Below are 25,787 nucleotides of genomic sequence, written 5' to 3' on the forward strand. Positions count from 1 at the left end.
GTTTGCCTCGATGGGAGCCTCCGGCGGGGATATTTTCCAGCAAGAAGAATAAGCGGGCCGGATTAGTTTGATCCCGTCTCTTTTTTCTTGGCCGCCGCTTTGCCGACCTTGGCCTTGTCCACCACCTTTTGCGCCAGGTCGCGAGCGATAGAGAAGGCGCCTTTGATTTTGTCGCTGTCCTTGGACCAATCGCGGCGCACGACGATTTTGTTGTCGCGAATCTTGGCAAGCCCGTTCTGATCTTTGATAAATTCCACCAATCCCTCTGGGGAAGCAAACTTGTCGTTGTGGAACTGAATCGTCGCGCCTTTGGGGCCGCCGTCCAGCTTGGCGATGCCGGCCTTTTTACACATGCCTTTGATGCGCACGACCAGAATAAGTGTGTTCACCTCTTTGGGCAGCTTGCCAAAGCGATCGATTAGCTCGGCCGCGAAACCCTCCAGTTCGACCTTGGTATCGAGGCTGCTGAGGCGGCGATACAGGCCAAGGCGCACGTCGAGGTCCGGCACGTATGCCTCGGGGATGAGAACCGGCACTCCGAGGTTGATCTGGGGTGCCCATTGACCGCCATCATCGGCAATACCGTCCAATGCGCCCGATTTGATCTTGGCTACAGCCTCTTCCAACATGGACTGGTACAATTCGTAGCCAACATCGCGCATCTGGCCCGACTGCTCCTCGCCCAAGAGGTTGCCGGCGCCGCGAATATCGAGATCCTGAGACGCCAGAGTAAAGCCCGCGCCGAGGGTGTCGAGGCTGCCAAGGACGCGCAGACGCTTTTCGGCGGCAGGGGTTAGTTTGAGGCGGGGTTTGGTGGTGAGGTATGCGTAGGCGCGCGTTTTTGAACGGCCGACGCGACCCCGGATTTGGTAAAGTTGGCTTAGACCGAACATGTCGGCACGGTGGATGATCATCGTGTTCGCAGTCGGAATATCAAGGCCCGACTCCACGATTGTCGTCGCCAGAAGTACATCGTATTTGCCGTCGTAGAAGGCGTTCATGCGGCTATCCAGCTCGCCCGCCGCCATCTGGCCGTGCGCGATCATGTAGCTGACTTCGGGCACCTCATTATCCAGAAAAGCCTCGATTTCCGGCAAGTCTGAAACGCGCGGCACGACAAAAAAGCTTTGGCCCCCGCGATAATGCTCGCGCAGCAGTGCTTCGCGCAGGGTAACGCGGTCGAATTCGCTGACGTAGGTGCGAATCGACAGGCGGTCTACGGGGGGCGTGCCGATGATCGACAGATCGCGCACACCCGAGAGGCTAAGTTGCAGCGTACGAGGGATCGGCGTGGCGGTCAGCGTCAGGACATGGACGTCGCTGCGCAGCGCCTTGAGGCGTTCCTTGTGGGCGACACCGAAACGCTGTTCCTCGTCAATGATCAGGAGGCCGAGGTTCTGAAACCGCACGGATTTGGCCAGCAGCGCGTGGGTGCCGACGACGATGTCAACCTGCCCGCGGGACAATGCGTCGCGCGTTGCCGCCGCATCCTTGGCCGAAACAAAGCGCGACAGTGGCCGCACATTGATGGGAAAGCCGCGAAACCTCTCGGCAAAGCCCTGATGATGCTGGCGCGCCAGCAGCGTGGTCGGTGCGATCACGGCGACTTGCATGCCTGACATCGCCGCCGCAAAGGCGGCGCGCATTGCCACCTCGGTCTTGCCAAAGCCGACATCGCCGCAAATCAGCCGGTCCATCGGCGTGCCTGCCTGAAGATCGGCCATGACGTCCTCGATGGCGCTTAACTGGTCCTCGGTCTCGTCGTAGGGGAAGCGGGCAGAAAACTCCTCCCACGCGTGACGTTCGGGCTCCAGCACGGGGGCTGTGCGCAGGGCACGCTCGGCGGCGATGCGGATCAGACGATCCGCCATATCGCGGATACGCTCCTTGAGCTTGGCCTTTTTGGCCTGCCATGCACCACCGCCCAGCTTGTCCAGCAGGCCCTCTTCGTGGCCATAGCGGCTTAGCAGTTCGATGTTCTCAACGGGCAGGTACAGCTTGGACGCCTCGGCATATTCCAAGACGAGGCACTCGTGGGCCGCGCCGAGCGCAGTGATGACCTCAAGGCCCAAGTAACGCCCGATGCCGAAATCGACATGCACAATAAGATCGCCGGGGGTCAGGCTGTTGGCCTCGCTCAGGAAATTCTCGGCGCGGCGGCGGCGTTTGGGTGCGCGGATCAGGCGATCACCCAGAATGTCCTGCTCGGAAATGACGGTCAGGTGCGTGCCATTCCACGGCCCCTCAAAGCCCGAGTCCAGCCCCCAGACGGCCAAATGCAGACCTGTCTTTCCCAGCCGCTCGGCAGAGGTCACAGTGACAGGGCCGATCAGGCCCTCATCCTCCAGAAGGCCCTCCATCCGTTCGCGGGCACCGTCCGAATAGCTAGCCAAAAGGACTGGACCTTTGGTCATCTTCGTCTGAATGTGATCCTTTAAGGCGCCGAAAAGGCTGATGTTTTCCTGTTGCCGCTCGGGGGCAAAGCTGCGCCCGATGCGCCCGCCCGCGTCCGTTACACCGGGGCCGGTGGCCTGCGGCAACGCGGTTAGTTGTACGGCGCGGTGGGTGGACATTGCGGCCTCCCAATCAGCGTCGTTTAGGTAAAGCAGCCCGGGCTGCACGGGTTTGTATACGCTATCGCTACGCCCCTTGGCGGTCAGCGCATGTTTGCGCGCCTCGTACTGGTCCTCGATACTGTCCCACCGGGCAAGGCGGGCGGGCGTGACAGCATCGTCTAACAGAACAGGCGCGGCCGGCAGGTAGTCTAGCAGTGTCTCCAGCTTTTCGTGAAAAAAGGGCAGCCAATGTTCGGCGCCCTGCGCCTTGCGGCCGGCGCTGATCGCCTCATAGAGCGGATCGTCCGTCCCGGCAGAGCCAAACTCGATACGGTAATTCTGGCGAAAGCGCATGACAGCCGCCTCGTCCAGGATCACCTCGGACACTGGGGCGAGCTCAATCATATCCAGCTTCTTGGTGGTGCGCTGAGTGACCGGATCAAAGCGGCGCGCGCCGTCAAGCACATCTCCAAAGAGGTCGAGCCGCACTGGGCCGCCGCCGTCTGCGTCGCCGGGGGGATAAATGTCGATAATCCCGCCGCGCACGGCGAAATCACCCGGCTCGGTCACGGTTGGGCTATTCACGAAACCCATGCGCACGAGAAACGCGCGCAAGCCCGCCTCATCAATGCGGTGGCCGACATGCGCGGTGAACGCCGCACCGCGCAGCACGTCGCGCGCCGGAATCCGCTGCATCGCAGCCCCCAGTGTCGTTAGCAGGACGAATTGGCCCGGCATCCCGTGGACCAGACCAGCCAATGTCGCCATGCGCGCCGCAGACACGTCGGCGTTGGGTGATATCCGGTCGTAGGGCAGGCAATCCCACGCGGGAAAGCGAACGAGAGGCATCCCGGGCGCGTAGAACGCCAGCGCGGCGGCCATCGCAGCCATCCGCTTGTCGTCGCGCGCGACATGGATAACAGGGCCGCTGGCGCGCGCCACCTCGTCCAACACGAGACGGGCGTCGAACCCTTCGGGCGCGCCGGATACGGTGATGTGGCTGGGGGCGTCAGTCATCTGGCTATTGCTCTTGGGCTGGCGGCGGCGGGCTGCGTCACCCCCCGAGTGCGGAGGTTGTCATGTTTTGGTACATCCCCCACATCGCAGTGACAAAGATCGACATCATCCCGATTATTTGTACAAGGAGGCGATGGCGCATCAGCAGGGCAATCAGCACGTCACCCTCTAATGCGCCCGCCTCAATCTGAGCAGCAGTGCGCACAGACAACACCCACACCACAGACATCGGCAGCGCCAGCAAAAGTACCGCCTGCGCAAATTCGCGATGATAATACCAGCCAAGGATCGCAGAGCCAGTCAGCAAAAAGAAAATAACGCCCGTCAGCAGCAGCCCCGATTCGCGGCTGATATAGAGGACGCGGCGGGTGTTGATCGCGGCCAACGTGCCCACGTCTTCCATCGCCTGGCCGCCTCCCTTGCGGGCGCGTACAACCATGTCCCACGGCACCCCGAGGACATAGTGACTGGTCGATGACCACATCACCGCCAGCGCAATCCAGAACCAAAGGTTGCTGAAACTGCGCATGTCGATCAATTCGAATACGGTTGAATACCAGTCCACAGGGTCCCCGATCTGCCACAACGTGCCTCTCATAGCCCCGCATCGCGACAATTCCTACCCTTGAGATGCGGGAATTTCCGTGCGAGTTAGGGCGCGATACGTCGCAGCCAGGTCACGTCCCATGCATCACGTCCCAGCCCCCTTCCCGTCCGCTCGTCCGCGTCGCCTGCGGCGCACCGCCGGCCTGCGCGCGCTCGCTACTGAAAATACCCTGTCGCCGGGCGATCTGATCTGGCCGGTATTCGTCCGCGATGGCGATAATATCGAAGAGCCGGTCGCGTCCATGCCGGGTGTCAGCCGTCTCAGCGTCGACCGGGTCGTTTTGGCGGCACGCGAGGCGGCGGATTTGGGCATCCCTGCGATCTGCCTTTTCCCCTATACTGGCGCGGACAATCGTACGGCTGACTGCGCTGAGGCGTGGAATCCCGGCAACCTCAGCAATCGCGCGACCCGCGCGATCAAGGAAGCGGTGCCCGAGATGCTGGTAATGGCCGACGTCGCGTTGGACCCTTATTCGGACACCGGGCATGATGGATTTCTGCGCAGCGGCGTGATCGTCAACGATGAGACGGTCGAGGCGCTGGTCAAACAGGCGCTCTCTCAGGCCGAGGCGGGTGTCGATATCATCGGCCCGTCGGATATGATGGATGGGCGCATCGGCGCCATTCGCACTGCGCTGGAGGCGGCTGGCCATCAAGACATCATTCTGCTGAGCTATGCCGCAAAATATGCCAGCGCGTTTTACGGCCCGTTCCGCGATGCTGTGGGCGCCTCCAGCGCGTTATCGGGCACCGCGGTGGGGGATAAGCGGACGTATCAGATGGACCCCGCGAACGCCGACGAGGCGATGCGCATGATTGCCCGCGATCTGGCCGAAGGCGCGGATGCGATCATGATCAAACCGGGTATGCCGTACTTAGACATCTGCCGCCGCGCCAAAGATACGTTCGCCGCGCCGACCTACGCCTATCAGGTCAGCGGCGAGTACAGCATGATCACTGCCGCCGCGCAAAACGGATGGATCGACGGCGAGCGTGCCATGATCGAGAGCCTGATCGCATTCAAACGCGCCGGCTGCGACGGCATCCTGACCTACTTTGCCCCGGCAATGGCGCGCTTGCTGGGTTGATCGCCGCGCGATAATTCGCCCAAGGTCGCCCCGATGCGTGACAATGCGCGAGACCCCGCTTATAGTCGGGCGCAGATCGACCGATGAAACGGTCGGCAGCATTCAGGCAACGAACAGGCACAAATCCATGAGCATTCTCACCAGACGCGGTTTCACCCTGGGCGCGCTCGGCAGCGCCGGTCTTATGACTGCCGCCTGCGGCAATGGCATCGGCAGCCGCGGCCCCGAAGAAATTGATGCGCGCGTCAATACCACCGTTCAGTATCTCTACGACAATTATCCCGGCACCCGCACTCTGTCTGAGAAGGCGACGGGTATGCTGGTTATGCCGCTGATTACCGAGGCCGGGTTTGGCTTGGGCGGCGGCTACGGGCGCGGCGCGCTCCAGATCAACGGCCAGACGGTCGACTACTACTCCGCCACCAAGGGCAGCGTCGGGCTGCAGATCGGCGCGCAGCAGTTTGCGCACGTGCTGTTCTTTATGACCGGCAATGCGCTGTCCAGTTTCCGGCGGTCGTCTGGCTGGGCGGCTGGGGCAGATATAGAATACGTGTTCAAGGACACAGGTGAAAACCTGCGCGCCGAAACGACAACTTCTATCTCGCCAGTGATCGCAGTCGTCTTTGGTCAGGCCGGCCTGATGGCAGGCGCCTCGCTGGAAGGCATGAAATACACGCGCATCATTCCCTGATATGTGCCCGCGCCGGGGCTGCCCCCGGCGCGAATTCGACCGCCTGCGCTTGCATAGATGAAACTCTGCGCAAACGCCGCTTTTTAGTCCGGCTGGGTCCAAATTAATGTACTGCAAACACAGCATCTTAGCGCGCCTACTTCAAGGCGGCTGGTAACTGTGACCATGCGCCATTGCACCCTATATCCAGCCGGTGATATAGCATTTACAACAACATCTGGAATGACGTGACAGAGTAGGCACCACCTTGACCGATACGCCGGAATCCCCTGACGACATGGACGACAACCGACCACCGCGCGCGGTGTATGACGGACCGACGGTGTCCATCACCGACGAAATGAAGACGTCATACCTCGATTATGCGATGTCGGTCATCGTCTCCCGCGCGATCCCTGATCTGCGCGACGGGCTAAAGCCGGTGCACCGCCGCATCCTCTATGCGATGTTCGAGGGCGGCAATACGCACGACAAGCCATACCGCAAATCCGCCCGTGCTGTCGGCGATGTGATGGGCAAATATCACCCGCATGGCGACTCGGCTATCTACGATGCGCTGGTGCGCATGGCGCAGGATTTCTCGATGTCGCTGCCGCTGCTGGACGGTCAGGGCAATTTCGGCTCCATGGACGGCGATAACGCCGCTGCAATGCGCTATACCGAAGTGCGGATGGACAAGCCTGCAGCCTATCTGCTGGCCGATATCGACAAAGATACCGTCAATTTCCAAGACAACTACGACGGCAAGGACCGCGAGCCGACCGTCCTGCCCGCCCGTTTCCCTAATATGCTGGTCAATGGCGCAGGCGGTATCGCCGTGGGCATGGCGACCAATATCCCACCGCATAACTTGGGCGAGGTTATCGACGCCACGCTGGCCCTGATCGAAAATCCGGATTTGACCAGCGAGGACCTGATTGAATACATCCCCGGTCCCGATTTTCCCACCGGTGGCATCATGCTGGGCCGTACCGGCGCGCGAAAGGCGTATCTGGAGGGGCGCGGCAGCGTCATCATCCGCTCTAAAACCCGCACCGAAGAGATCCGCAAAGATCGCTGGGCCATCATCATCGACGAGATCCCGTATCAGGTGAACAAATCCACCATGATTGAGCGTATCGCCGAGGCGGCCCGCGAAAAGCGGATCGAGGGGATTTCGCACGTTCAGGACGAGTCTGACCGCAACGGCGTGCGCGTCGTGGTCGAACTGAAAAGGGACGCCACCGCCGAAGTCGTCCTGAATCAGTTGTTCCGCTTTACCCCCATGCAGACGTATTTCGGCTGCAACATGCTGGCTCTCAATGGCGGCCGCCCCGAGCAGCTAACGCTTCGCCGGTTCCTCACGTCCTTCATCGATTTCCGCGAGGATGTCGTCGCCCGCCGCACAGCGTTCGAGCTGCGCAAGGCGCGCGAGCGCAGCCATATCCTATGCGGTCTGGCGGTCGCCGTCAGCAACGTCGATGAGGTCGTCGCGACCATCCGCGCCTCTGCCGATGCAGCCGATGCGCGGCAAAAGCTGATGACGCGCCGCTGGCCGGCTGGCGAAATCCTCGTTTTTATTGCGCTGATCGACGATCCGACGCACACGGCCAACGACGACGGCACCTATAACCTGTCCGAAACGCAAGCGCGCGCCATTCTGGAGTTGCGCCTGCAACGCCTGACACAGCTGGGCGTCAAGGAAGTCACCGACGAGCTGCAAGAGCTGGCCGGCAAGATTAAAGAGTACCTCGCCATCCTCGCCAGCCGTGAGCGGATCATGCAGATCATCGCGGATGAGTTGGCCGAGGTGAAATCACTCTTTGCTGTCCCGCGCCGCACGCAAATCGTCGACTGGTCTGGCGACATGGACGACGAGGACCTGATCGAGCGTGAGGACATGGTCGTCACCGTCACATCGGGCGGCTACATCAAACGCACCGCGCTGGCCGATTTCCGCAGCCAGAAGCGCGGTGGCAAGGGTGTTGGCGGTATGGCGACCAAGGACGAGGACGTGGTTACCACCCTCTTTGTCGCCAATACCCATACGCAACTGCTGTTCTTCACGACCGACGGGATGGTCTACAAGCTCAAGACATGGCGCCTGCCTCAAGGTGGCCGCACGTCCAAAGGCAAGGCGATCGTTAATATCCTGCCGATCCCGCCGGGCGTATCCATCGCCGCCATTATGCCCGTCGACCGGGACGAGGCGGAATGGGACGATCTACAGGTGGTTTTTGCCACGTCAGCGGGCACCGTCCGCCGTAACAAGCTGTCGGATTTTACCAATGTCCGCAGCAACGGCAAGATTGCTATGCGGTTCGAAGAAGAGAATGCAGGCATCACGCTGATCAATGCGCGCATCGCCTCGAATGATGACGACGTAATGCTGGTCACGTCCTCGGGACGGGCAATCCGCTTCCGGGCGACGGACGTCCGCGTGTTCAACAGCCGTGCGTCTTTGGGCGTGCGCGGCATTCGCCTGACCGGCGATGACAGCGTCGTGTCGATGTCGATCATCCCGCATTTCGACGCCACCTCGGACGAACGGGCAGCCTACCTCAAGATGCGCCGTGCTCAGGCCGGTCTGACCGACGAAGAGTTGGAAGCGGCAGATGACGAAGGCGACGCGGATGCGGCGATCTCGCCCGACCGCTTTACCGCGATGTCGGACGCCGAAACGCTGATCCTGACCATCTCAGAGCAGGGCACAGGCAAGCTGAGCTCGTCGCACGACTACCCCATTCGCGGACGCGGCGGCATGGGCGTGACAGCGATGGACAAGGCAATGCGCGGCGGTGCGCTGGTGGCAAGTTTCCCGGTCACGCTTGAGGACCAGATTATGCTGGCCACGTCCAAGGGCCAGTCGATCCGCGTGCCGGTCAAGGGCATCTCTTTCCGCTCGCGCAGCGCCGGCGGCGTCAAGGTGTTCAACACGGGCAAGAACGAGATCGTCGTCAGTGTCGCCTGGATCGCCGAGCAGCCCGAGGACGAGGGCGTGGACGAGGATAGCGCAGCAGATGGTGCAGCGGTTGAGGCCGCAACAGACGGCGAATGAGCCCGGGCGCCGGCAACCAGCCTCGCAGGCCGCGCCGCGCGACGATGATCGTCGCGGCGTTGGCCAGTATTGCCTTGCTGCTGGTGTCAGGTCTGGCCGTTTGGCGCCATCAGGGCGGTTCCGGCGGTGATCCCGTCAGCGATCGCAGCGCAGTGATCGCCAAGGTCGGCGGTGCAGTCGACGCGGCAGGCATTCATGCAGCGGACTGCACAGAGCGCCTTGTCGATCTTGCAGGAGGCGCGATTGCGGACGCAGACCTAAACGCGCGCTTGGACCAGCTTGAGACATGCGGCAAAACAGCCCGCGCGCTTGCAGACGCAGGCTATACCGCGCTCGATGCCGGAGCGGGCCTGTCGGCCTCGCCGGGGCGCGCCGCCTATCTGGACGCCGCCGGATCGCTGCTAAGCATATACGAAATGCAGGGCGACGATTTTGACGTCATTTTCGACATGCTGCACCTCGCGCGGGAAACAGGTGCGCCGATTGCGCCGCTGAGCGCCGACATCACCTACATACTGGGCAATGTCGCGCCCGATCTTACCGCCGGCCAGCAAGAGCTGGACCGCGCGCGCAAGGCCTATCGCAAGCGCGGCTAAACTACCCTAGCCGGCCGGGTAGAGCGCGCCAAACTTCTGCTCCAGATAGCGCATCAGAGGCTCTTCTGTCGGCTCAAACCCGCAAGCGCGCGTAATCAGTTCGCGCGGGGTGTATAGCCCGCCATGCTGCTGCACATTCTCGCGCAGCCAACCCATAGCACCGCTCATATCGCCCTGCCCCAGTTGCGCGTCCAGATCCGGCACCGCCTGGCGCAGCGCCTCGGACAGGCATCCGGCGTAGACATTCCCAAGGCTATACGTTGGGAAATACCCAAAGAGACCGACAGACCAATGCACGTCCTGCAGGCAGCCTTGCGATGCACTGGGAACAGCATATCCGAAATCGCGCAGGAAGCGGTCGTTCCACGCACCCTCAAGATCGGTGGGGGCCAAATCGCCCGCGACCAGCGCCCGCTCCAGATCAAAGCGCATGAGGATATGCAGATTATACTGCACCTCGTCCGCCTCGGTCCGGATAAACCCTCGATGCAGGCTGTTTACAGCAGCATAGAGCGCGTCCGGCCCATCAATGCCGAAATCGCCAAACGCCTCCGTCATCTGGGTATAAAGCCAGCCGGTAAAGGCGCGACTGCGGCCCAGCTGGTTCTCGACAATGCGGCTCTGGCTCTCGTGGACGCCCATCGACACGCCGGCGCCCAGCGGGGTCAGGGCGTAGGCTGGATCGATCGATTGCTCGTAGATCGCATGGCCGGCCTCGTGCATTGTGGAATAAATGCAGTTGAACGGATCGCTATCGCTAGTTCGCGTCGTGATCCGCACGTCGTCGCCCGACCCGCTAGAGAAAGGATGCACTGCCTTGTCGATGCGCCCGCGCGACATGTCGTAGCCGCACACTTTGGCCAATTGGCGCGCCAGCCTCATTTGCGACTGCGCGTCGAAACTTCCCGATACCGTCGGCGCCGCAGCAGCGCCCAATGCCGCCTCGCGCAGCGCGATCAGACCGGGGCGCAGGGCCGTGAACATCGCCTCCAGATCTGCGGCCTTGGCGCCCGGCTCGTAATCGTCGAGCATTGCATCATAGACGTCGCCGCCATCTGCCAACGCCGCGCCCTCCTCGCGCCTGAGGGCCACAACCTCGGCCAAAACAGGGGCAAATGCGGCAAAGTCGTCCTTTTCGCGCGCCTCTGCCCATTGTCCTTGGCTGAGCGCGGTCAGCCGCGCCAATGCGGCGGCCAGATCGCCCGGCACGCGCTGCGTGCGCTCATAGCTGCGCGATATATGGCGCAGCTGCGCCTCGCCCTGCTGGTCCAGCGTCTCGGCGCGGGCGGCCTCCAACCACTCCCCAACGCGAGGATCGATGCGCCGCGCGTGCAGCACCGAGTGGAGCGCGCCTGCCTCCTCAGATCGCTGCGTGGCCGCGCCGCGCGGCATCATCGTCTCGCGGTCCCAACTAAGGCGCCCGGCAATCTGCGCCAGCGCTTCGGTTTGGCGCTGATGCGCCATAAGTTCGTCAAAAGCGCTCATTTTATTTGCCTCTAATGGATTGTGCAGCCGGGTATCCGGTGTGGAACCTTGCGCGGATGATCAGCACCCATACGATGACCGCCAAAAACTGATGCGCAATTGCCACCTGCCACGGCGCGCCCAGCACAACCGTGATGATCCCAAGGACAATCTGGGCGAGCACTGCAACGAAGGCGAGTGTAAATGCACGGCGCGTCGCAACATATGCGCTGCGCCGTCCGCGCATGACGGCCAAGATCGAAAACGCCAGCAGCGCGTAGCCGACCATGCGGTGGACAAACTGCACAGTACCGGGGTTTTCAAAGAAGTTGCGCCACCACGGCTCAATCACCATCATCTGCTGCGGCCACAGTGCGCCGCCCATCAGCGGCCATTCGGTATAGCTGCGCCCGGCGTCTATGCCGGCGACAAGCGCGCCGATGAGTATTTGCACAAAGGCAAAATGCATCCACCCTGTGCCGAGGCCAAAGAGACGCGCCTCACGCGTGCGCCGGGCCTGCATAACCTCGCGTTCGGGGCGCGAAAGCAGCAGGAAGTACCAAGTGATAAAACCCAAAATGACAAAGGCGAGACCTAGATGCGTGGCAAGGCGATAGGACGCCACATCGGTCCTGTCGCCGCCAAGGCCAGAATAGACCATCCACCAGCCGATAGCCCCCTGCGCGCCGCCAAGTGCGCCCAGCAGCAGCAGCCGACCTGTCCAGCCCGCCGGAATCTGGCGCGCTGCCAGAAAGCCGAAAAAGCCAACGGCCCAGACCAGACCAATGAAACGGCCTAACTGGCGATGGCCCCATTCCCACCAATAGATCGCCTTGAAATCCTCAAGGCTCATCCAACTGTTTTGCGCCTGAAATTCGGGGATGGCCTGATAGAGCTTAAATTCCGCCTGCCAGTCAGCGACATTCAGTGGCGGAATTGCCCCCGTCAGCGGGCGCCATTCGGTGATCGACAGACCACTATCGGTCAGCCGTGTCAGGCCACCGACAGCGATCATCACGACGACCAGCGCAAAGAGCACCATCAGCCAAAGGCGGATACCTCGCCGCGCGCCGCGGCGCCCTGCGTCGATCATGCCTCCGCGCGGTGCGACTGGCGCCGCGCCGGGCGTCTCCACCTCTTGAAAAATGCTGCGTTTTTCAGCCATTTCCGCCGCTCCTCACGAAGTTATTGCATTGGACAGGTTAGTGCGCGCGCCGTGCCCCTTCAAGCGCCGCCGCCCCCACGATCCTTCCAACGGACCATCTGACGCAGGATACCGTGCAAAAGCCGCGTATCGGCCTGCGTCAAGGGCATCCGGCTCCAGAAATTGCGCATAGTCTGGCGCATACTCTCCGCCTTGTGGTCTGGATAGAAAAATCCCGCCTCGCCCATCCGCTCGTCATAATGGGTCGCCAGCGCCTCGATCTCTGCCTGATCGGCCCACTGGGTATTGTGCATATGCACCTTACCCTCTGGCACTGCGGCAGAGGCACGGCGCCACTCATAGGCCGTCAGCAAAACGCATTGAGCAAGGTTCAGGCTGGGAAAGGCCGGATTGACCGGCACCGTGATGATAGCGCTGGCGCGAGCCACATCGTCATTCTCCAGCCCCGAACGCTCGGGGCCGAACATCACAGCCACCTTCTGCCCGTTTGCAATCCGGCGCGCGGCATCCTGCATCGCCTCCTCGGGGCTCAAGATTGGCTTGGTCAGGTCGCGACCGCGTACTGTGGTGGCATAAACATAGTGGCTATCTTCCAGCGCGCCGGGCAGATCACCCACCAGCAACGCCTCGTCTAATAGCCGGCCGGCCCCGCTGGCCATCGCGACCGCGCCGGGATTGGGCCAGCCGTCACGAGGCGCGACGATACGCATCCGGTCCAGCCCGAAATTCCACATCGCACGCGCCGCTGCGCCGATATTCTCGCCCATCTGCGGGCGCACCAATACAAAGGTCGGCTGGGGCGTGTCTGTCGGCATGATCGGTCCCTCTCGCTTGGCCGCGTGATACCGCTCCGACCCCGTCTTGGAAAGGCCTGCGCATTCTTCTTGCCCTTAAATATCCCCGCGCGGAGCGCACCGGGCCGCGCAGCCTGTGGCGCCGCCCGAAATCCTGCGCTATACGCGGGCGACGCCAGACCGAGGAGCGCGCCATGAGCGACCAAGAGCAGCCGCAGATCTACCTGATTACCCCGCCAGAGTTCGACCCCGCGACATTCTCGGATCGCCTCGCCGCGACGCTGGACGCGCACGAAATTGCGTGCCTGCGCTTGTCGCTCGCCACCCATGACGAGGACCGGATCGCGCGCATCGCAGATGCTTGCCGCGAGGTGGCCCATGCCCGCGACGTTGCAATCGTGCTGGAGCGTCACATCGCACTGGCCGACCGTCTAGGCCTCGACGGTGTCCATTTGCCAGACGGTGCGCGATCTGTCCGAAAGGCGCGCGCGGCGCTGGGGGCTGACGCCATCGTCGGCGCGTTCTGTGCCCAATCCAGCCACGAAGGGCTGAGCGCGGGCGAGGCCGGCGCCGATTACATCGCCTTCGGCCCCGCGGGCGCCAGCGCGCTGGGTGGCGGCGAACAGGCCGATACCGAGCTTTTCCAGTGGTGGACCGATGTGGTCGAGATCCCTGTTGTGGCCGAGGGCGCGCTGACAGCGCCCCGCATAACAGAGCTGTCGCCGCTTACCGATTTTTTTGGCATCGGGGACGAAATTTGGGGCCACGACGATCCAGCCGCCGCGCTTGGTGCCCTGATCCGCGCGATGGGCTAAACCCGGCCAGCTATCCCTGCCTTTCAGGCGGCATGGCGGCGCGCACAATGCGCTCTGCTTCCTGCGCCAGCGCTTTGCGGCCGGGGTAATCGGCCACCCGCAGCGGTGGATGATAGACCAATTCGGCATGCCCGCCGCCCCGCGCAGCCATCACCGCCAGAAAATGCGGCGCGAAATCCATGTCGCCGAACCAGCCGTAGAACGCATCCTCCTGCTCCGGCGGCGCGTGATAGATCACCGTGACAGGCTGAATATACGCGCCCTCTCGCAGCTCCGCAGCGAAGAAAGCCTGAAACAGCGTCGACTTGAATGTCAGCACGCGCAGCCCGTCTGTGGATGTGCCCTCGGGGAAAAATAGCAGCGGATGCCCTGCCGTCAGCCGCGTTTCCAGCGCGGTAGTCTGTGCGCGGGCCTCGCGCGCGTCACGCCGGATAAACAGCGTGCCGGTCTGCCGAGCGAGGAATCCGATGAATGGCCAGCCCGACACCTCGGCTTTAGAAATAAAGAAAACCCGGTGGCGCGCGTTCAGCACGAAAATATCCAGCCATGATGCGTGATTTCCCACCACCGCCCCCGGCAGTTCCATTGGACTGCCGCGCAGCACCAGCCGTATGTCTAGGATGACAGTGCAAACGCGCGTGTACGCCTGCACGATATAGGGCGATACCGGACGGCGCGGGCCGCACACCGGACGCTCGACCGCACGCACCAATAGCAAAAGCGGCAAGAGGACAGCCAGAGCGCCCAATAAGATGGCAGCGCGCAATCCTACGCGCACCCAGCCCAGCAGGCCGGGCGGCGGCGCGATCGCGCTATCTGCGCGCGGCCATGGGGGCACGCTCATGCGCCGCCCCGCGAATAAAGCGCGCGCCGCCTAGCGCTCAGCCGAGCCGTATCCATCGTCAGGCAGACATCGGTGGTGTTAAACGCGTGATCTATGTACGCACCATCGCCCACATGGCCGCCAAGGCGCAGATACGCCTTGATCAGCGGCGGCACTTGCAGCATCGCGGCGCGCCGGTCCAGCGCATCCTCGGGAATCAGATCCATCGGCTGATGCCGCAGTGACCGCGCGCGCAGCGAGGTCGGTGCAAGGTGGCGATGATGCAAGAGCGACAGGGGTGCGGCCAGTGCGGCAGGGTCAGTACCATGAAAACTGGCAACGCCGAATAGGACCTCGACACCATGATCTGCGACATATGCCGCCAGACCCTTCCACAGATGGAGCAGCGCCTCGCCCCCGCGATAGCGCGCATCGACACACGATCTGCCTAGTTCAAGCAGGGTGCGCCCCGTGTTGCGAAGTGCAGTGAGGTCATATTCGTCTTCGGAATAAAATTGCCCCGCCAACGCTGCCTGATCCGCGCGCAGCAGGCGGTAGACGCCGATCACCGCGTCGCCCGGAGGCAAGGCCCGATCCAAGAGCAGCAGATGGTCAAACCACTGGTCGAAATGGTCCGCCTCTAGCGCAGCAGCGTGATCGACCATTGGGCCGCCGCCGCCCAACTCTTCGACGAAAACGCGGTAGCGCAGGCGCTGCGCTGCACGGATATCACCCGCATCTGACGCAAGGCGCAGTTGAAAGTCGGGGGAATGTCCAGTTCTGAGCGGGGCTGTCTGCATGGGGCCTCGACGGCAGGGGCTGGTGGGGTCTTCGTAGGAGTTCTATGGCCCGTTGCGCGCAAAGGCAACATGGCGGACGACCGCCCAGAACGCGCCGGACACAACGCGGCCTTGTGCGAAATTGCAGCCCGGTTCATCATCGGCTTCGTTGTTCTGATTAATTATTTGGTAACCAACATCAGGGATCAATGACCGGCAGCAGCATCACGCGGCTGGTATCAATCACCACCTTACCGGCATCGGGGAAATTTACCGTGACTTTGCCCGCAACGCACGACTGGACCTGCCCCACGCCCCATTCGGGCTGGCTGGGCGCCTCGACGCGCATACCCGGCTCTAGAAACGCTGAAGAATCGCTCATCTGCCTGCCTCGTTCGAAAGGATCTACATGACCCAGGCTAGCCGCAATCTGGGCGCGCTGATAGGCGCGCGTATCTGCCACGATTTGATCAGTCCGGTTGGCGCCATTTCCAATGGGCTGGAGTTGATGGGGCTGTCTGGTGTGCCAGAGGGGCCGGAAATGGCGATGGTTGTCGGCAGTGCGGCCCACGCCAACGCGCGCCTGCGGTTCTTTCGCGTCGCGTTTGGCCTGTCATCGGACGGCCAGAGCATGACCGCACGAGATTTGAGCAGCATCATTCAAGGCGTCTACGACGCGCGCGTCACATGTGACTGGCAAGTGGACGGCCCGCTGCCGCGCAAGATCGCTCAGGCGGCCTTTCTCGCGCTGCTATGCGCCGAGCAGGCGGTGCCCCTTGGCGGGACGGTGACGGTAACAGGGGGCGAGGAACGCCTGCACCTCTCGACCGCCGGAGAGCGACTGGACCCGCGGACTGAGCATTGGGCGTGGCTCAGCGCGCCCGAGCATGGCAATCTGGATAATCTGCCCGCGGCGCAGGTGCAGTTCGCACTTTTGCCCGGTCTTTTGGCGGAAATGGACCGCAGCGCCGATATAGACCTGAATGATCCGGTCACCATCAGCTTCTGACACCGGGGCGCGTTTTTAGCCGCGAATAGTGCCGTCGCCTGTCACCAGATACTTAAAGCTGGTTAGCTGGGCTGCACCCACCGGACCGCGCGCATGCAATTTGCCGGTGGCGATGCCGATCTCGGCGCCCATGCCGAACTCGCCCCCGTCGGCAAACTGTGTGGATGTGTTGTGCATCAGGATCGCGCTGTCGACCTGCGCAAAGAACGCCTGAACCGCCGCCGGATCCTCACTGATGATGCAGTCGGTGTGGTGCGAGCCATACTGCTCGATATGTCCAATAGCGAGACCCAAGTCGCCGACGACCCGCGCGGCGATGATGCTATCCAGATACTCGTGGCCCCAATCCGCGCTGGTGGCAGGAACGGTGCCCTCAATCGCGCTTAGCGCCTCATCGGCGCGCACTTCGACGCCCGCATCCAGCAATGCGCGCACCAGATCACTGCCCAAGCCGCCCACCAGATCACGGTGGATCAGCAGACATTCAGCCGCGCCGCAGACGCCGGTGCGCCGCGTCTTGGCGTTCAGTACCACGCGCAACGCCTTCTCGGCATCGGCAGTTGCATCGACATAGATGTGAACGATGCCCTCCAGATGGGCAAAGACCGGCACGCGCGCCTCGCGCTGCACAAGTCCCACAAGTTCCTTGCCGCCGCGCGGCACCAGCACGTCAATGACGCCGACCATGGTCAGCATCTCGCTGACGGCGGCGCGGTCGCGTGTTGGGACCAGTTGGATCGCCTCCTCGGGCAGGCCAGCCTCGCGAAGTCCCTGCTTGAGACAGGCGTGAATGGCGCGGGCGCTATTATAGCTTTCGGAGCCGCCGCGCAGGATCACGGCATTGCCAGCCTTAAGGCACAGCGCGCCGGCATCGGCAGTCACGTTCGGACGGCTCTCATAAATAACGCCGACCACGCCAAGGGGCGTGCGCACCCGGCGGATGTGGATGCCGCTGGGCTGATCCCATTCGGCCAGCACCTCGCCCACCGGATCGGGCAAATCCGCAACGGCGCGCAGGCCGTCCGCGATGGCGCTGATGCGCCCCTCGTCCAGCATCAGCCGGTCAAGCATGGCATCCCCTAACCCCTTATCGCGGGCGGCGGCCATATCCTTGGCATTTGACTCGATAATGGCCGCGCGCCGCGCCCATACTGCGTCGGCGGCGCCGCGCAGGGCCGCGTCTTTGCGATCACTCTCGGTTACGGCCAGTTCGGTCGCTGCGGCGCGGGCGCATGCGCCTATGCGGGCCATCAGGGCGGGAATATCGGTCGCTTCAGTCATAGTGTCGGCTCCTTGCCGCAGATATTCGGGGCCGCAGCTATTAGGGGCCGCAGCTATTCGGGCAATGTCAGAACGCCATATCGTCCCGGTGAATCAACGCAGCCCGCGCAGGATATCCCAAAACGGCGTCAATGGCATCCGAGCGTAGCCCCTTAATCTGCACAGCATCCACTGCAGCGTATCGCGTAAGACCAAGGCCCAGCAATGGCCCATCTTGCCCGATAATCTCAACGGCATCGCCGCGCCCGAACGTCCCACTGATCGCTGTCACGCCGGCGGGCAGCAGGCTGCTGCCTTGCTGGATTGCGCGGGCGGCTCCTGCGTCAATCGTCACCCGGCCCTTGGGCTTCATGCCCGCGATCCACGCCTTACGGCGCTGCTGCGGGGTGCCCTGCGCAGTAAACCATGTCGCTGGAGCCCCTGCCTCAAGCGCGGCGAGCGGGCGCATCACGGACCCTTCGGTAATGGCCATGTCGCAGCCGGCGGCCATCGCGGCGCGGGCGGCCATTAACTTGGTTTTCATTCCGCCTTTGCTGAGGCCCGAACCTGCGTCGCCAGCCATCGCTTCGATCTCAGGGGTGATGGCGTCGATGGTGTCGTAGCGATAAGCGGCATTATCGGTGGCAGGGTTGGCCGAATAAAAACCATCGACATCGCTGAGCAAGATCAGTTGATCGGCGCCTGCTGTCACAGCGACCTGTGCGGCGAGGCGGTCATTGTCGCCGTAGCGAATCTCGTCGGTGGCGACGGTGTCATTTTCGTTGACGATAGGCACTGCGCCAAGGCGCAAAAGCTGCTCCAGCGTGGCGCGTGTGTTCAGATACCTGCGCCGGTCCGCGCTGTCCTCAAGCGTCAACAGCACCTGCGCAGCCGTCAGCCCGCGCGCGGCCAAGGCGGCATCATATGCCCCTGCGAGCCGGATTTGCCCTACGGCAGCAGCAGCCTGTGATTGCTCCAGTGTCAGGGCGCCGGCGGGTAGGTTCAGCGTACCGCGCCCCAGCGCGATAGAGCCGGACGATACCAGCACTACATCTGTGCCGCGTGCCCGAAGGCGCGCAACATCATCGCATAGGCCTTCCAGCCAATCGGCGCGCAGCGCACCGGTTGTGCGATCAACCAGCAGCGCAGAGCCGATCTTGACGACCAGTCGGCGTGCGTCCGTCAGGGACGCCAAGGCGCAGGCTCTTCTTCGTCAGCCGTGCGATGACGCAGACGGTCGTCATCAATCTCGCTGCGCAAGCTACGCAGCACATCGGTAACGCCGTCGCCAGATACGCCCGACATGGTCATAACGGGCCCGCCGGATGCCTCCTCCAGCGCGGCCTTCGCCTCGGCCAGTGCATCCTCATCCAGCGCGTCGATCTTGTTCAGGACGGTGAGGCGCGGCTTACTGCTGAGCGGGCCGTCATAGGCCTCAATCTCGGTAATGATAGTCTGGTAATCCTCGGCGACAGTTTCGGACGTGCCGTCGACTAAGTGCAGCAAGATTGCGCACCGTTCCACATGGCCGAGGAAAAGATCACCCAGCCCCCTGCCCTCGCTCGCCCCGTCAATCAGGCCGGGAATGTCGGCGACGACAAATTCCACGTTATCCACGCCGACGACGCCCAGATTGGGGTGCAGCGTCGTAAAGGGATAGTCTGCAATCTTGGGCCGTGCATTTGATGTGGCCGCCAGAAACGTCGATTTGCCAGCATTCGGCAGGCCAAGCAGGCCAACATCAGCGATTAATTTCAGACGCAGCCAGATGGTCCGCTCGACCCCCTCCTGCCCTGGATTAGCGCGGCGCGGGGCCTGATTGGTCGATGACTTGAAATGCAGGTTGCCAAAGCCGCCATTGCCGCCGCGCGCGAGCTGCACGCGCTGGCCCAGTTCGGTCATATCGGCGACTACTGTTTCTTGATCCTCATCAAGGATTTCAGTGCCGACGGGCACACGCAGCACGATATCGTCGCCATCCTTGCCGGTGCGTTGCCGACCCATGCCGGGCTGGCCACTGCGGGCGAAAAAGTGCTGCTGATACCGAAAATCGATCAGCGTATTCAGGCCGTCGACCGCCTCGGCGAAAACCGAGCCACCACCGCCGCCGTCGCCGCCATCCGGGCCACCGAATTCGATGTATTTTTCACGGCGAAAGCTGACGCAACCGCCACCGCCGCCACCCGAACGGATATAGACCTTGGCCAGATCGAGAAATTTCATCGCATGGTCCCTGCATCAGTGGGCTGAGATGCCCGCTAAGGCCCTGCATACGCAAAGGCCACGCGCGCCTCAATCCAGTTTTCGGCTATACGTCCAGGTGGGAACTTTGCTCCCGCGCGCCAGGCAGTAGGATTCTGCATCGCCGAGGTAGCTGAAGCCGCTATTTGTCAGCACCCGTGCGGAGGCTGGATTGCCCTGCTGCACGGTCGCAAAGATGATGCGGCTGGCCTGCGGATTACCGGCAACCAGAGCGCCAACCGCAGCCGATGCAACACCCGAATTCCAGAAAATTGGTGCGACCCAATAGCCGATCTCGGCTTGGCCGAAATCCATGCGCGTCAGGCTGATCACGCCCATAACCTCGCCACTGCCCGCGCGGGTGCCATCAATGGTCCACGCGTCCTCGGTTCGGCCGTCCGCCATGCAGCGCGCAATAAAAGCCTCGGTCGTGCCGGGTGGCAGCGGGTGGGGTATCGACGAGGTCGACTGCGCCACGCGCACATCGCCTGTATAAAGCGCCATTAGCCCCGCATCAGACGGACGCACCGGGCGCAAATCATAGGCACCAATAGAAAAGCTGGGCTGAAGAATGGGTGTTGGGAGGGTCATGTCATGCCCCTTTCCAGAAGCGAGAATAGATATATGCGTGATGAACAGCGCCAGATCAGGTTACTAAAGCGGACCTACTTCCATCCGCGCCGATCGGCAGCCATTCAACTAAGAAACACATCCGAATGGTCAAAGGTTTCACCGATGCCGTCATCGTTAAATCGCACAAAAGGCGAAAAAATGGCGAAACCTAAAAAAGGACCGGCGTTTACCGCCGATCCTTTTCATGCCTGTCCATAACGGATCAGGTTTATTCGGCGGCGTCCTGCAATGGCAGAACCGAAATGAACTTGCGTCCCTTAAGGCCCGTGTGAAACTTCACATTGCCTTCGATCTTAGCAAAGATCGTGTGATCCTTACCAAGGCCGACGCCTTCGCCCGGCCACATCTTGGTGCCGCGCTGGCGCATAATGATGTTGCCGGGGATGACGGATTCGCCACCGTATTTTTTGACGCCAAGGCGACGGCCCGCGCTGTCGCGGCCGTTACGGGATGAACCGCCTGCTTTTTTATGTGCCATCTGGTCTCTCCTTTAAGCGTTCTGTGCGGAACCGGCCTTACCGGCCCAAGTCAAAACGCGCAAAACGTATCATTGTCATGAAGGCCCCGCGCCATCCCCTGCGGATCAGGGGCGGCGAGAAACACGTTAGCCTTTGGCCAATTCCTTGGCTTGATCAATCCAGCCTTCGCGCTCGATACGGCCTTTGAAGGACAACTTCTCGTCCATCTCGGCCACGTCGGCGTCGCTCCACTTGGCGATCTGGGCAAAGCTCGTAACACCGTTTTCGTGCAACTTCTTCTCCAGCGCGGGGCCAACGCCCGACAGCTTTTTCAGATCGTCGTCGCCGGATGCCTTTGCGGGCGCCGCCTTCTTAGGCGCGGCCTTCTTGGCGGGGGCTTTGGTCTCGGCCGATTTCTCTTCGGCTTCGCCTACCTTCACCCGCTTTTTCATTTCGGCTTGCTCGCCTTTATTCTTGGCGTACTGACCGTCCGAAACGACAGCCGAGCCAGAAACAGAACCTGCGCCGATTGCGGCCTTGACGCCAGACTTCTCCGCGCCCTCGCCCAAGATGTCGGTGATCCGAAGCAGCGTCAGCTGCTGGCGGTGACCCTTGGTCCGCTTAGAGCTGTGCTTGCGGCGACGCTTGACGAAGTGGATGACCTTGTCACCCTTGATCTGGTCAATGACCTCGGCCTGCACGCAGGCATCGCCGATTAGCGGTGCGCCAACAATGGGGCTGTCTCCGCCCAGCATCAGAATCTCGTTGAATTGGATTGTCTCGCCTGCCTCAGCGGCCAGCTTCTCGACACGCAGCATATCACCGGACTTGACCCGGTACTGCTTGCCTCCGGTTTTGAGAACCGCAAACATCTGTCTTTCCTTTACTTTTCCGCGTCCGCCGGTCCCCGATACGGGTGTTCGCGGCCTTGTGGCCACCTTGGACAGCGCGCCCTTGGGGCGTCATAGAATACAAACCATGCAGGGCTCACCCCTGCCGGGATGGGGGCTTATCGGGTGATCCACCTGCCAAGTCAAGCAGGTTTCGCCTGTTCTACGTCATCCGTGAGGCAATGTGGAAATCTGCTGACCGCAGGGTTTTTCCGCACGCAGCGTGAAAGCAGTACGATTTCATCCAGATTTTCCCAAAGGCCCCTTGCGAGCCCGTGAAAACCACTCTAACACCCGCCCACCAGACCCCCGCGGAGAGGTGCCGGAGTGGTCGAACGGGGCGGTCTCGAAAACCGTTGAGGGTGCAAGCCTTCCCAGGGTTCGAATCCCTGTCTCTCCGCCACTAATTTTCCCTTTATAAATTATTTTTACCTTATAACTCAGATAGTTAATCATATTTCTGACACTGACATCTACGCAGTTCTCTTGATGTGCTGAACATTTTGCCACACATTCTGCCACACAAGTTGGTCGGAAGGTGACGCAGAATGAAGCTTCAGAAACGCAACAACACCTATCATCTGCGTAAGCGTGTGCCCGCCCGATTTCAGTCGGTCGAAAGCCGCGCGTCTTTCTACGTGAGCCTCAAGACGGATTCGGAGACCTTGGCGCAGCAAAAGGCAGCCGCACTCTGGAACGAGCAGGTCGAGCTCTGGGAAGCTCGCCTGGCTGGGGATGACGTGGAGGTTTCGAGGCGCCATGCCTCGGCGCAGGCGATCGCGCTGAGTCGGGGATTTCGATATCTGCATGCGGCGGACGTCGCGGACTTGCCGCGGCGGGAGGTGCTGGCGCGGATCGATGCGATCCCTGATCACGAAGGCACACCAGACAAGGCAGTTGCAGCGGCTGTTTTGGGAAGCGTGCCCGCTCCCGTGATCACCGTGTCCCACGCGCTTGAGCTGTATTGGACTCTGGCGAAGGACAAAACGCTTGGCAAAAGCGAGGACCAGCTGCGCCGCTGGAAGAACCCGCGCAAGAAGGCGATCCAAAATTTTCTGGATGTCGTCGGGGACAAGCCGCTCGCGGAAATTACAGGGGACGATATGCTCGACTTTCGGGAATGGTGGTATGATGGGCTGGAAACGCGCGGTCTTACGGCGAACAGCGCCAATAAAGATTTTACGCATCTGGGCGATGTCCTAAAGACGGTCAATCGCATGAAACGCCTGAACTTGGCGCTGCCACTGTCGGGGCTAGCCTTCAGAGAGGGGGAGGCAAAGAAGCGGCCTCCGTTCTCGCGCTTGTGGATTGAAGAGCATCTTTTGCGCCCCGGCGCACTAACTGGCCTCAATGACGAGGCGCGGGCCATCCTGCTCGCCATGATCAACACAGGGTTGCGCCCGAGTGAACTTGCCGGGCTGACGCCCGAGGAGATCCGGCTTGATGCCAACACGCCGCATATCGCGCTCGCGCCACATGGGCGGCAACTCAAGACGAAGAGCTCGCGGCGGACCATCCCTCTGCTTGGCGTCTCGCTCGAAGCTATGCGTGCCCATCCAGACGGCTTCGCGCGCTATCGGGGAAGCTCGGCCAGCCTCAGTGCGACGATCAACAAATACTTGCGGGACAATGACCTGCTGGAGACGCCTGAGCATAGCCTCTACGGCCTGCGTCACAGCTTCGAAGACCGGATGTTGGCGGCTCGCATCGACGAGCGCATCCGGCGCGATTTGATGGGTCATTCTCTCCGGCGCGAACGCTACGGTGACGGCGGGTCGCTGGAGATGCTGAGCGCGTTGCTGGTGCCGGTGTCCCTCTGACGCAGGAGCGCACGGGCTCGGGCCTGCGCCGCCGTCTGACCGGATAGCGCTGTCGTCTCGATCTTGATCTCATGTTCGAGCCGCTCGAAGATGAGTGTGTAGCCGGGATCGTCGATCATCAGCTCCGCGACGACCTCGATCGCTGCATGAAGGCGTTCGAGGTCGCTCTTGGGCGCCGCGCGCGCACCAAATTGCCGAGACCCTTTCGAGGCGCCCGAGGAACTGGCTTGGATATGACATCTCGGATCGCGCAAACGCGTTACTCACTGGATGGTGAAAGTCTGAATTTTCGATAGCGAGGCGCGTGCCTGCTGTGAGATCCACATTAGCAGAGCAAGACTTCAAACAGATGGGGAAATTTGTGCTAACGGCAAGGAACCTGTGGAAAACTATGGAAATTACGAAGAAGTCACGTTTGACTTAACACGGTCAACACTCAGGATTGGGATGGCATCCTCAAGCGATTTCAAGCCAGCGTGCCGTGATCCGGATTAATCCGCCACATCTTTCGACATTCTATTCTTCTCTAAATTTCACATGCCAAGCCGGTCTGTCCGAGCCCGTGACGGTGGTCCCCATCACATGAGACCTTGCACGAGGAAAAATGCTGCATGACGACACGGTGAGCGATGTTACAATTGCTCAGGCAGAGCTTAAGCGCTTGGTCTTGGATGCGTTGCAGAACAACCTGATGGATCAGGATGCGCTCACCATCTTTTGTCAGGAATACGCCAAGGAAAAAAATCGCCTTCAGGCTGAGTCCTCCCTCAATCGCACCTCCTTGGAAAAGGAGCTGGCAACGACCAAGAAGGACCGCGCCAAGCTTGTTGGATGCGATCATAGCTGGGATTCCGGCTGAGCAAGTCAAAGACCGGATGCTGGCGCTTGATGCGCGACGCATCGAATTGGAAGGCAGTAGCGCGCGAGGCAACTCCCTCCCCCATCCGGATCCACCCAAGAATGGCGGATAGCTACAGGGAGAGGATCATCACCCTGATCGCACAGCTTCAAAACCCCGACGGAATGCTGGAGGCGAAGGAAGCGTTGCGCGGCCTGATTGACCGGATCGTGCTTCAGCGCTTACCGACGGGCGGCAAGCTGGGCATTCATTTGGAAGGAGCCCTCGCGGCGTTGCTAACCTCAGCTCAGGAACCAAACGCCAAAAAGGCCTGAGTGGAAAAACTCAAGCTTTTGAAGAATTAGTGTTGGTTGCGGGAGCTCGATTTGGACACTGTTTCACGAAACTCTGCGAAAGTCGCATCGCACGGTGACAGAATTGCGTAGGACAAAAACGATATCATAGTGCTCCGATATACCTCCTTCCTGACCCGAGGCTATGTTTCGCATGAACCAAATTCCCACCTGCGAGCCGAGCCCGCGCAGCGGCACCGTCACCCGCGTCGACCAACGACGCGTCATCACAATCGAGGCCAACGTCGCCCCCGGCGTGCTGGTCAATGATCAAGTGACGCAGGGGCAATCCACCATCAACACGATGGACCTGCCGGACGGCGTCGAGGCTGCCTTCGCGGGCGAGGCGCAAAATCAGACTGGATCGATGATCTTTCTGGTCGGGGCGTTTGCGACTGCGATCGTGCTGATGTTCATCATCCTCTCGATCCAATTCGACAATTTCTACCAAGCTTCCGTGGTGATGAGCGCCATCGTTCTCTCGGTGGCAGGCGTCCTTTTTGGCCTCATCGTCACGGGTCGCCCCTCCGGCGTGGTCATGGGCGGCATTGGAGTGATCGCGCTCGCCGGGATTGTCGTGAACAACAAAATTTTGTTGATCGACACCTACAACGATCTGCAAAAGTCCGGCTTGTCGCCGCTAGAATCCGCATGCGCACCGGCGCGCAGCGTCTGCGCCCGGTGGTGAGGACCTCGGTCACGACGGCGCTTGGCTTCATGCCAATGGTGATCGGCGTGAACCTCAATCTCTTCACCCGCGAGATCGTCTATGGTGCGCCGTCAACGCAATGGTGGACCGAGCTGAGCTCGGCCATCGCTGGGGGCCTCGTCGGCCCCGACCAGATCGAGTACTTC

General features: G+C 61.6%; 24 protein-coding genes, 1 tRNA gene and 1 pseudogene. 11 read left to right on the plus strand and 15 right to left on the minus strand.

Features of this window, described 5'->3' with window-relative positions; all coding sequences use genetic code 11:
• Positions 1 to 62: 62 nt before the first annotated feature.
• Both mfd and MK6180000_RS07745 read right to left on the minus strand, forming a co-directional pair.
• Positions 63 to 3,572, minus strand: a complete 3,510-nt coding sequence (mfd, locus tag MK6180000_RS07740) for a transcription-repair coupling factor (RefSeq protein ID WP_138934210.1) — start codon at positions 3,570 to 3,572, stop codon at positions 63 to 65.
• A 37-nt stretch (positions 3,573 to 3,609) separates the two neighbouring features.
• A complete protein-coding gene (locus MK6180000_RS07745; protein WP_246040459.1) occupies positions 3,610 to 4,170 on the minus strand; it encodes a component of SufBCD complex in 561 nt (186 codons plus the stop codon).
• Between the two features lie 88 nt (positions 4,171 to 4,258).
• Between MK6180000_RS07745 and hemB the strand changes: the two genes are divergently transcribed.
• The 4 genes from hemB to MK6180000_RS07765 all read left to right on the plus strand — a co-directional run bounded on the left by hemB (position 4,259) and on the right by MK6180000_RS07765 (position 9,590).
• Positions 4,259 to 5,266 carry a porphobilinogen synthase gene (gene hemB / locus MK6180000_RS07750; protein ID WP_138934211.1) on the plus strand — a complete coding sequence of 336 codons (1,008 nt, stop codon included), beginning with the start codon at positions 4,259 to 4,261 and terminating at the stop codon, positions 5,264 to 5,266.
• A gap of 127 nt (positions 5,267 to 5,393) precedes the next feature.
• The gene (locus tag MK6180000_RS07755; RefSeq protein ID WP_138934212.1) at positions 5,394 to 5,957 is read left to right on the plus strand and encodes a lipid-binding SYLF domain-containing protein; all 564 of its coding nucleotides are present in this window, start codon (positions 5,394 to 5,396) and stop codon (positions 5,955 to 5,957) included.
• Positions 5,958 to 6,204: 247 nt separating this feature from the next.
• Positions 6,205 to 8,994, plus strand: coding sequence for a DNA gyrase subunit A (gyrA, locus tag MK6180000_RS07760; RefSeq protein ID WP_212751885.1), 2,790 nt, complete (start codon positions 6,205 to 6,207; stop codon positions 8,992 to 8,994).
• Positions 8,991 to 9,590: a hypothetical protein gene (locus MK6180000_RS07765; RefSeq protein ID WP_138934213.1), complete on the plus strand. Its 600-nt coding sequence runs from the start codon at positions 8,991 to 8,993 to the stop codon at positions 9,588 to 9,590. Before gyrA ends, MK6180000_RS07765 begins: the two co-directional genes overlap by 4 nt.
• Positions 9,591 to 9,596: 6 nt before the next feature.
• On the opposite strand, the gene MK6180000_RS07770 is transcribed toward MK6180000_RS07765, so the two are convergent.
• From MK6180000_RS07770 to MK6180000_RS07780, 3 genes are read right to left on the minus strand one after another with little or no spacing between them, the layout of a single operon-like run.
• Positions 9,597 to 11,075: a carboxypeptidase M32 gene (locus tag MK6180000_RS07770; RefSeq protein ID WP_138934214.1), complete on the minus strand. Its 1,479-nt coding sequence runs from the start codon at positions 11,073 to 11,075 to the stop codon at positions 9,597 to 9,599.
• A gap of 1 nt (position 11,076) precedes the next feature.
• A complete protein-coding gene (gene ctaA, locus MK6180000_RS07775) occupies positions 11,077 to 12,219 on the minus strand; it encodes a heme A synthase (protein WP_138934215.1) in 1,143 nt (380 codons plus the stop codon).
• A gap of 59 nt (positions 12,220 to 12,278) precedes the next feature.
• The gene (locus MK6180000_RS07780; RefSeq protein ID WP_138934216.1) at positions 12,279 to 13,034 is read right to left on the minus strand and encodes an RNA methyltransferase; all 756 of its coding nucleotides are present in this window, start codon (positions 13,032 to 13,034) and stop codon (positions 12,279 to 12,281) included.
• A gap of 173 nt (positions 13,035 to 13,207) precedes the next feature.
• Here MK6180000_RS07780 and MK6180000_RS07785 point away from each other — a divergent pair, with 173 nt between their 5' ends.
• A complete protein-coding gene (locus MK6180000_RS07785) occupies positions 13,208 to 13,828 on the plus strand; it encodes a thiamine phosphate synthase (RefSeq protein ID WP_138934217.1) in 621 nt (206 codons plus the stop codon).
• 10 nt (positions 13,829 to 13,838) lie between these two features.
• On the opposite strand, the gene olsA is transcribed toward MK6180000_RS07785, so the two are convergent.
• The 3 genes from olsA to MK6180000_RS07800 all read right to left on the minus strand — a co-directional run bounded on the left by olsA (position 13,839) and on the right by MK6180000_RS07800 (position 15,812).
• Complete coding sequence (olsA, locus tag MK6180000_RS07790) at positions 13,839 to 14,672, minus strand: lyso-ornithine lipid O-acyltransferase (protein WP_138934218.1); 834 nt, start codon at positions 14,670 to 14,672, stop codon at positions 13,839 to 13,841.
• Positions 14,669 to 15,451: an L-ornithine N(alpha)-acyltransferase gene (olsB, locus tag MK6180000_RS07795; protein WP_138934219.1), complete on the minus strand. Its 783-nt coding sequence runs from the start codon at positions 15,449 to 15,451 to the stop codon at positions 14,669 to 14,671. The genes olsA and olsB overlap by 4 nt, the downstream gene beginning before the upstream one ends.
• 178 nt (positions 15,452 to 15,629) lie before the next feature.
• Positions 15,630 to 15,812 (minus strand): DUF3553 domain-containing protein, encoded by a 183-nt coding sequence (locus MK6180000_RS07800; protein WP_138934220.1) that lies wholly within the window; start codon positions 15,810 to 15,812, stop codon positions 15,630 to 15,632.
• Between the two features lie 27 nt (positions 15,813 to 15,839).
• Here MK6180000_RS07800 and MK6180000_RS07805 point away from each other — a divergent pair, with 27 nt between their 5' ends.
• Complete coding sequence (locus tag MK6180000_RS07805) at positions 15,840 to 16,439, plus strand: histidine phosphotransferase family protein (RefSeq protein ID WP_138934221.1); 600 nt, start codon at positions 15,840 to 15,842, stop codon at positions 16,437 to 16,439.
• A gap of 15 nt (positions 16,440 to 16,454) precedes the next feature.
• On the opposite strand, the gene MK6180000_RS07810 is transcribed toward MK6180000_RS07805, so the two are convergent.
• The 6 genes from MK6180000_RS07810 to MK6180000_RS07835 all read right to left on the minus strand — a co-directional run bounded on the left by MK6180000_RS07810 (position 16,455) and on the right by MK6180000_RS07835 (position 21,903).
• Positions 16,455 to 17,720 (minus strand): glutamate-5-semialdehyde dehydrogenase, encoded by a 1,266-nt coding sequence (locus tag MK6180000_RS07810; protein WP_138934222.1) that lies wholly within the window; start codon positions 17,718 to 17,720, stop codon positions 16,455 to 16,457.
• Between the two features lie 67 nt (positions 17,721 to 17,787).
• Positions 17,788 to 18,894: a glutamate 5-kinase gene (gene proB, locus MK6180000_RS07815; RefSeq protein ID WP_138934223.1), complete on the minus strand. Its 1,107-nt coding sequence runs from the start codon at positions 18,892 to 18,894 to the stop codon at positions 17,788 to 17,790.
• Positions 18,882 to 19,922: a GTPase ObgE gene (gene obgE / locus MK6180000_RS07820; protein WP_138934224.1), complete on the minus strand. Its 1,041-nt coding sequence runs from the start codon at positions 19,920 to 19,922 to the stop codon at positions 18,882 to 18,884. Before obgE ends, proB begins: the two co-directional genes overlap by 13 nt.
• A 69-nt stretch (positions 19,923 to 19,991) precedes the next feature.
• On the minus strand, positions 19,992 to 20,531 hold the full coding sequence (locus MK6180000_RS07825) for a GNAT family N-acetyltransferase (protein ID WP_138934225.1): 540 nt from the start codon (positions 20,529 to 20,531) through the stop codon (positions 19,992 to 19,994).
• 250 nt (positions 20,532 to 20,781) lie between these two features.
• Positions 20,782 to 21,051 (minus strand): 50S ribosomal protein L27, encoded by a 270-nt coding sequence (rpmA, locus tag MK6180000_RS07830; RefSeq protein ID WP_138934226.1) that lies wholly within the window; start codon positions 21,049 to 21,051, stop codon positions 20,782 to 20,784.
• 126 nt (positions 21,052 to 21,177) lie between these two features.
• Entirely contained in the window at positions 21,178 to 21,903 is a 726-nt protein-coding gene (locus MK6180000_RS07835) for a 50S ribosomal protein L21 (RefSeq protein WP_138934227.1), read from the minus strand.
• 331 nt (positions 21,904 to 22,234) lie between these two features.
• Between MK6180000_RS07835 and MK6180000_RS07840 the strand changes: the two genes are divergently transcribed.
• A tRNA-Ser gene (locus MK6180000_RS07840) sits at positions 22,235 to 22,324 on the plus strand.
• A gap of 145 nt (positions 22,325 to 22,469) precedes the next feature.
• Complete coding sequence (locus MK6180000_RS07845; protein WP_138934228.1) at positions 22,470 to 23,741, plus strand: DUF6538 domain-containing protein; 1,272 nt, start codon at positions 22,470 to 22,472, stop codon at positions 23,739 to 23,741.
• On the opposite strand, the gene MK6180000_RS07850 is transcribed toward MK6180000_RS07845, so the two are convergent.
• Positions 23,681 to 23,995, minus strand: a complete 315-nt coding sequence (locus MK6180000_RS07850; protein WP_138934229.1) for a hypothetical protein — start codon at positions 23,993 to 23,995, stop codon at positions 23,681 to 23,683. The two genes, MK6180000_RS07845 and MK6180000_RS07850, sit on opposite strands and share 61 nt — an antisense overlap.
• Positions 23,996 to 24,345: 350 nt before the next feature.
• On the opposite strand from MK6180000_RS07850, the gene MK6180000_RS07855 reads away from it, so the two are divergent.
• From MK6180000_RS07855 to MK6180000_RS07865, 3 genes and pseudogenes are all read left to right on the plus strand, one after another.
• Positions 24,346 to 24,600, plus strand: a complete 255-nt coding sequence (locus MK6180000_RS07855; protein WP_138934230.1) for a hypothetical protein — start codon at positions 24,346 to 24,348, stop codon at positions 24,598 to 24,600.
• A gap of 26 nt (positions 24,601 to 24,626) precedes the next feature.
• Positions 24,627 to 24,914, plus strand: a complete 288-nt coding sequence (locus tag MK6180000_RS07860; protein WP_138934231.1) for a hypothetical protein — start codon at positions 24,627 to 24,629, stop codon at positions 24,912 to 24,914.
• A gap of 187 nt (positions 24,915 to 25,101) precedes the next feature.
• Positions 25,102 to 25,763, plus strand: a pseudogene (locus tag MK6180000_RS07865) (efflux RND transporter permease subunit); the annotation flags it as partial.
• Between the last annotated feature and the right edge of the window lie 24 nt (positions 25,764 to 25,787).

This window comes from Roseovarius arcticus, assembly GCF_006125015.1.
Classification (GTDB): Bacteria; Pseudomonadota; Alphaproteobacteria; order Rhodobacterales; family Rhodobacteraceae; genus Roseovarius; species Roseovarius arcticus.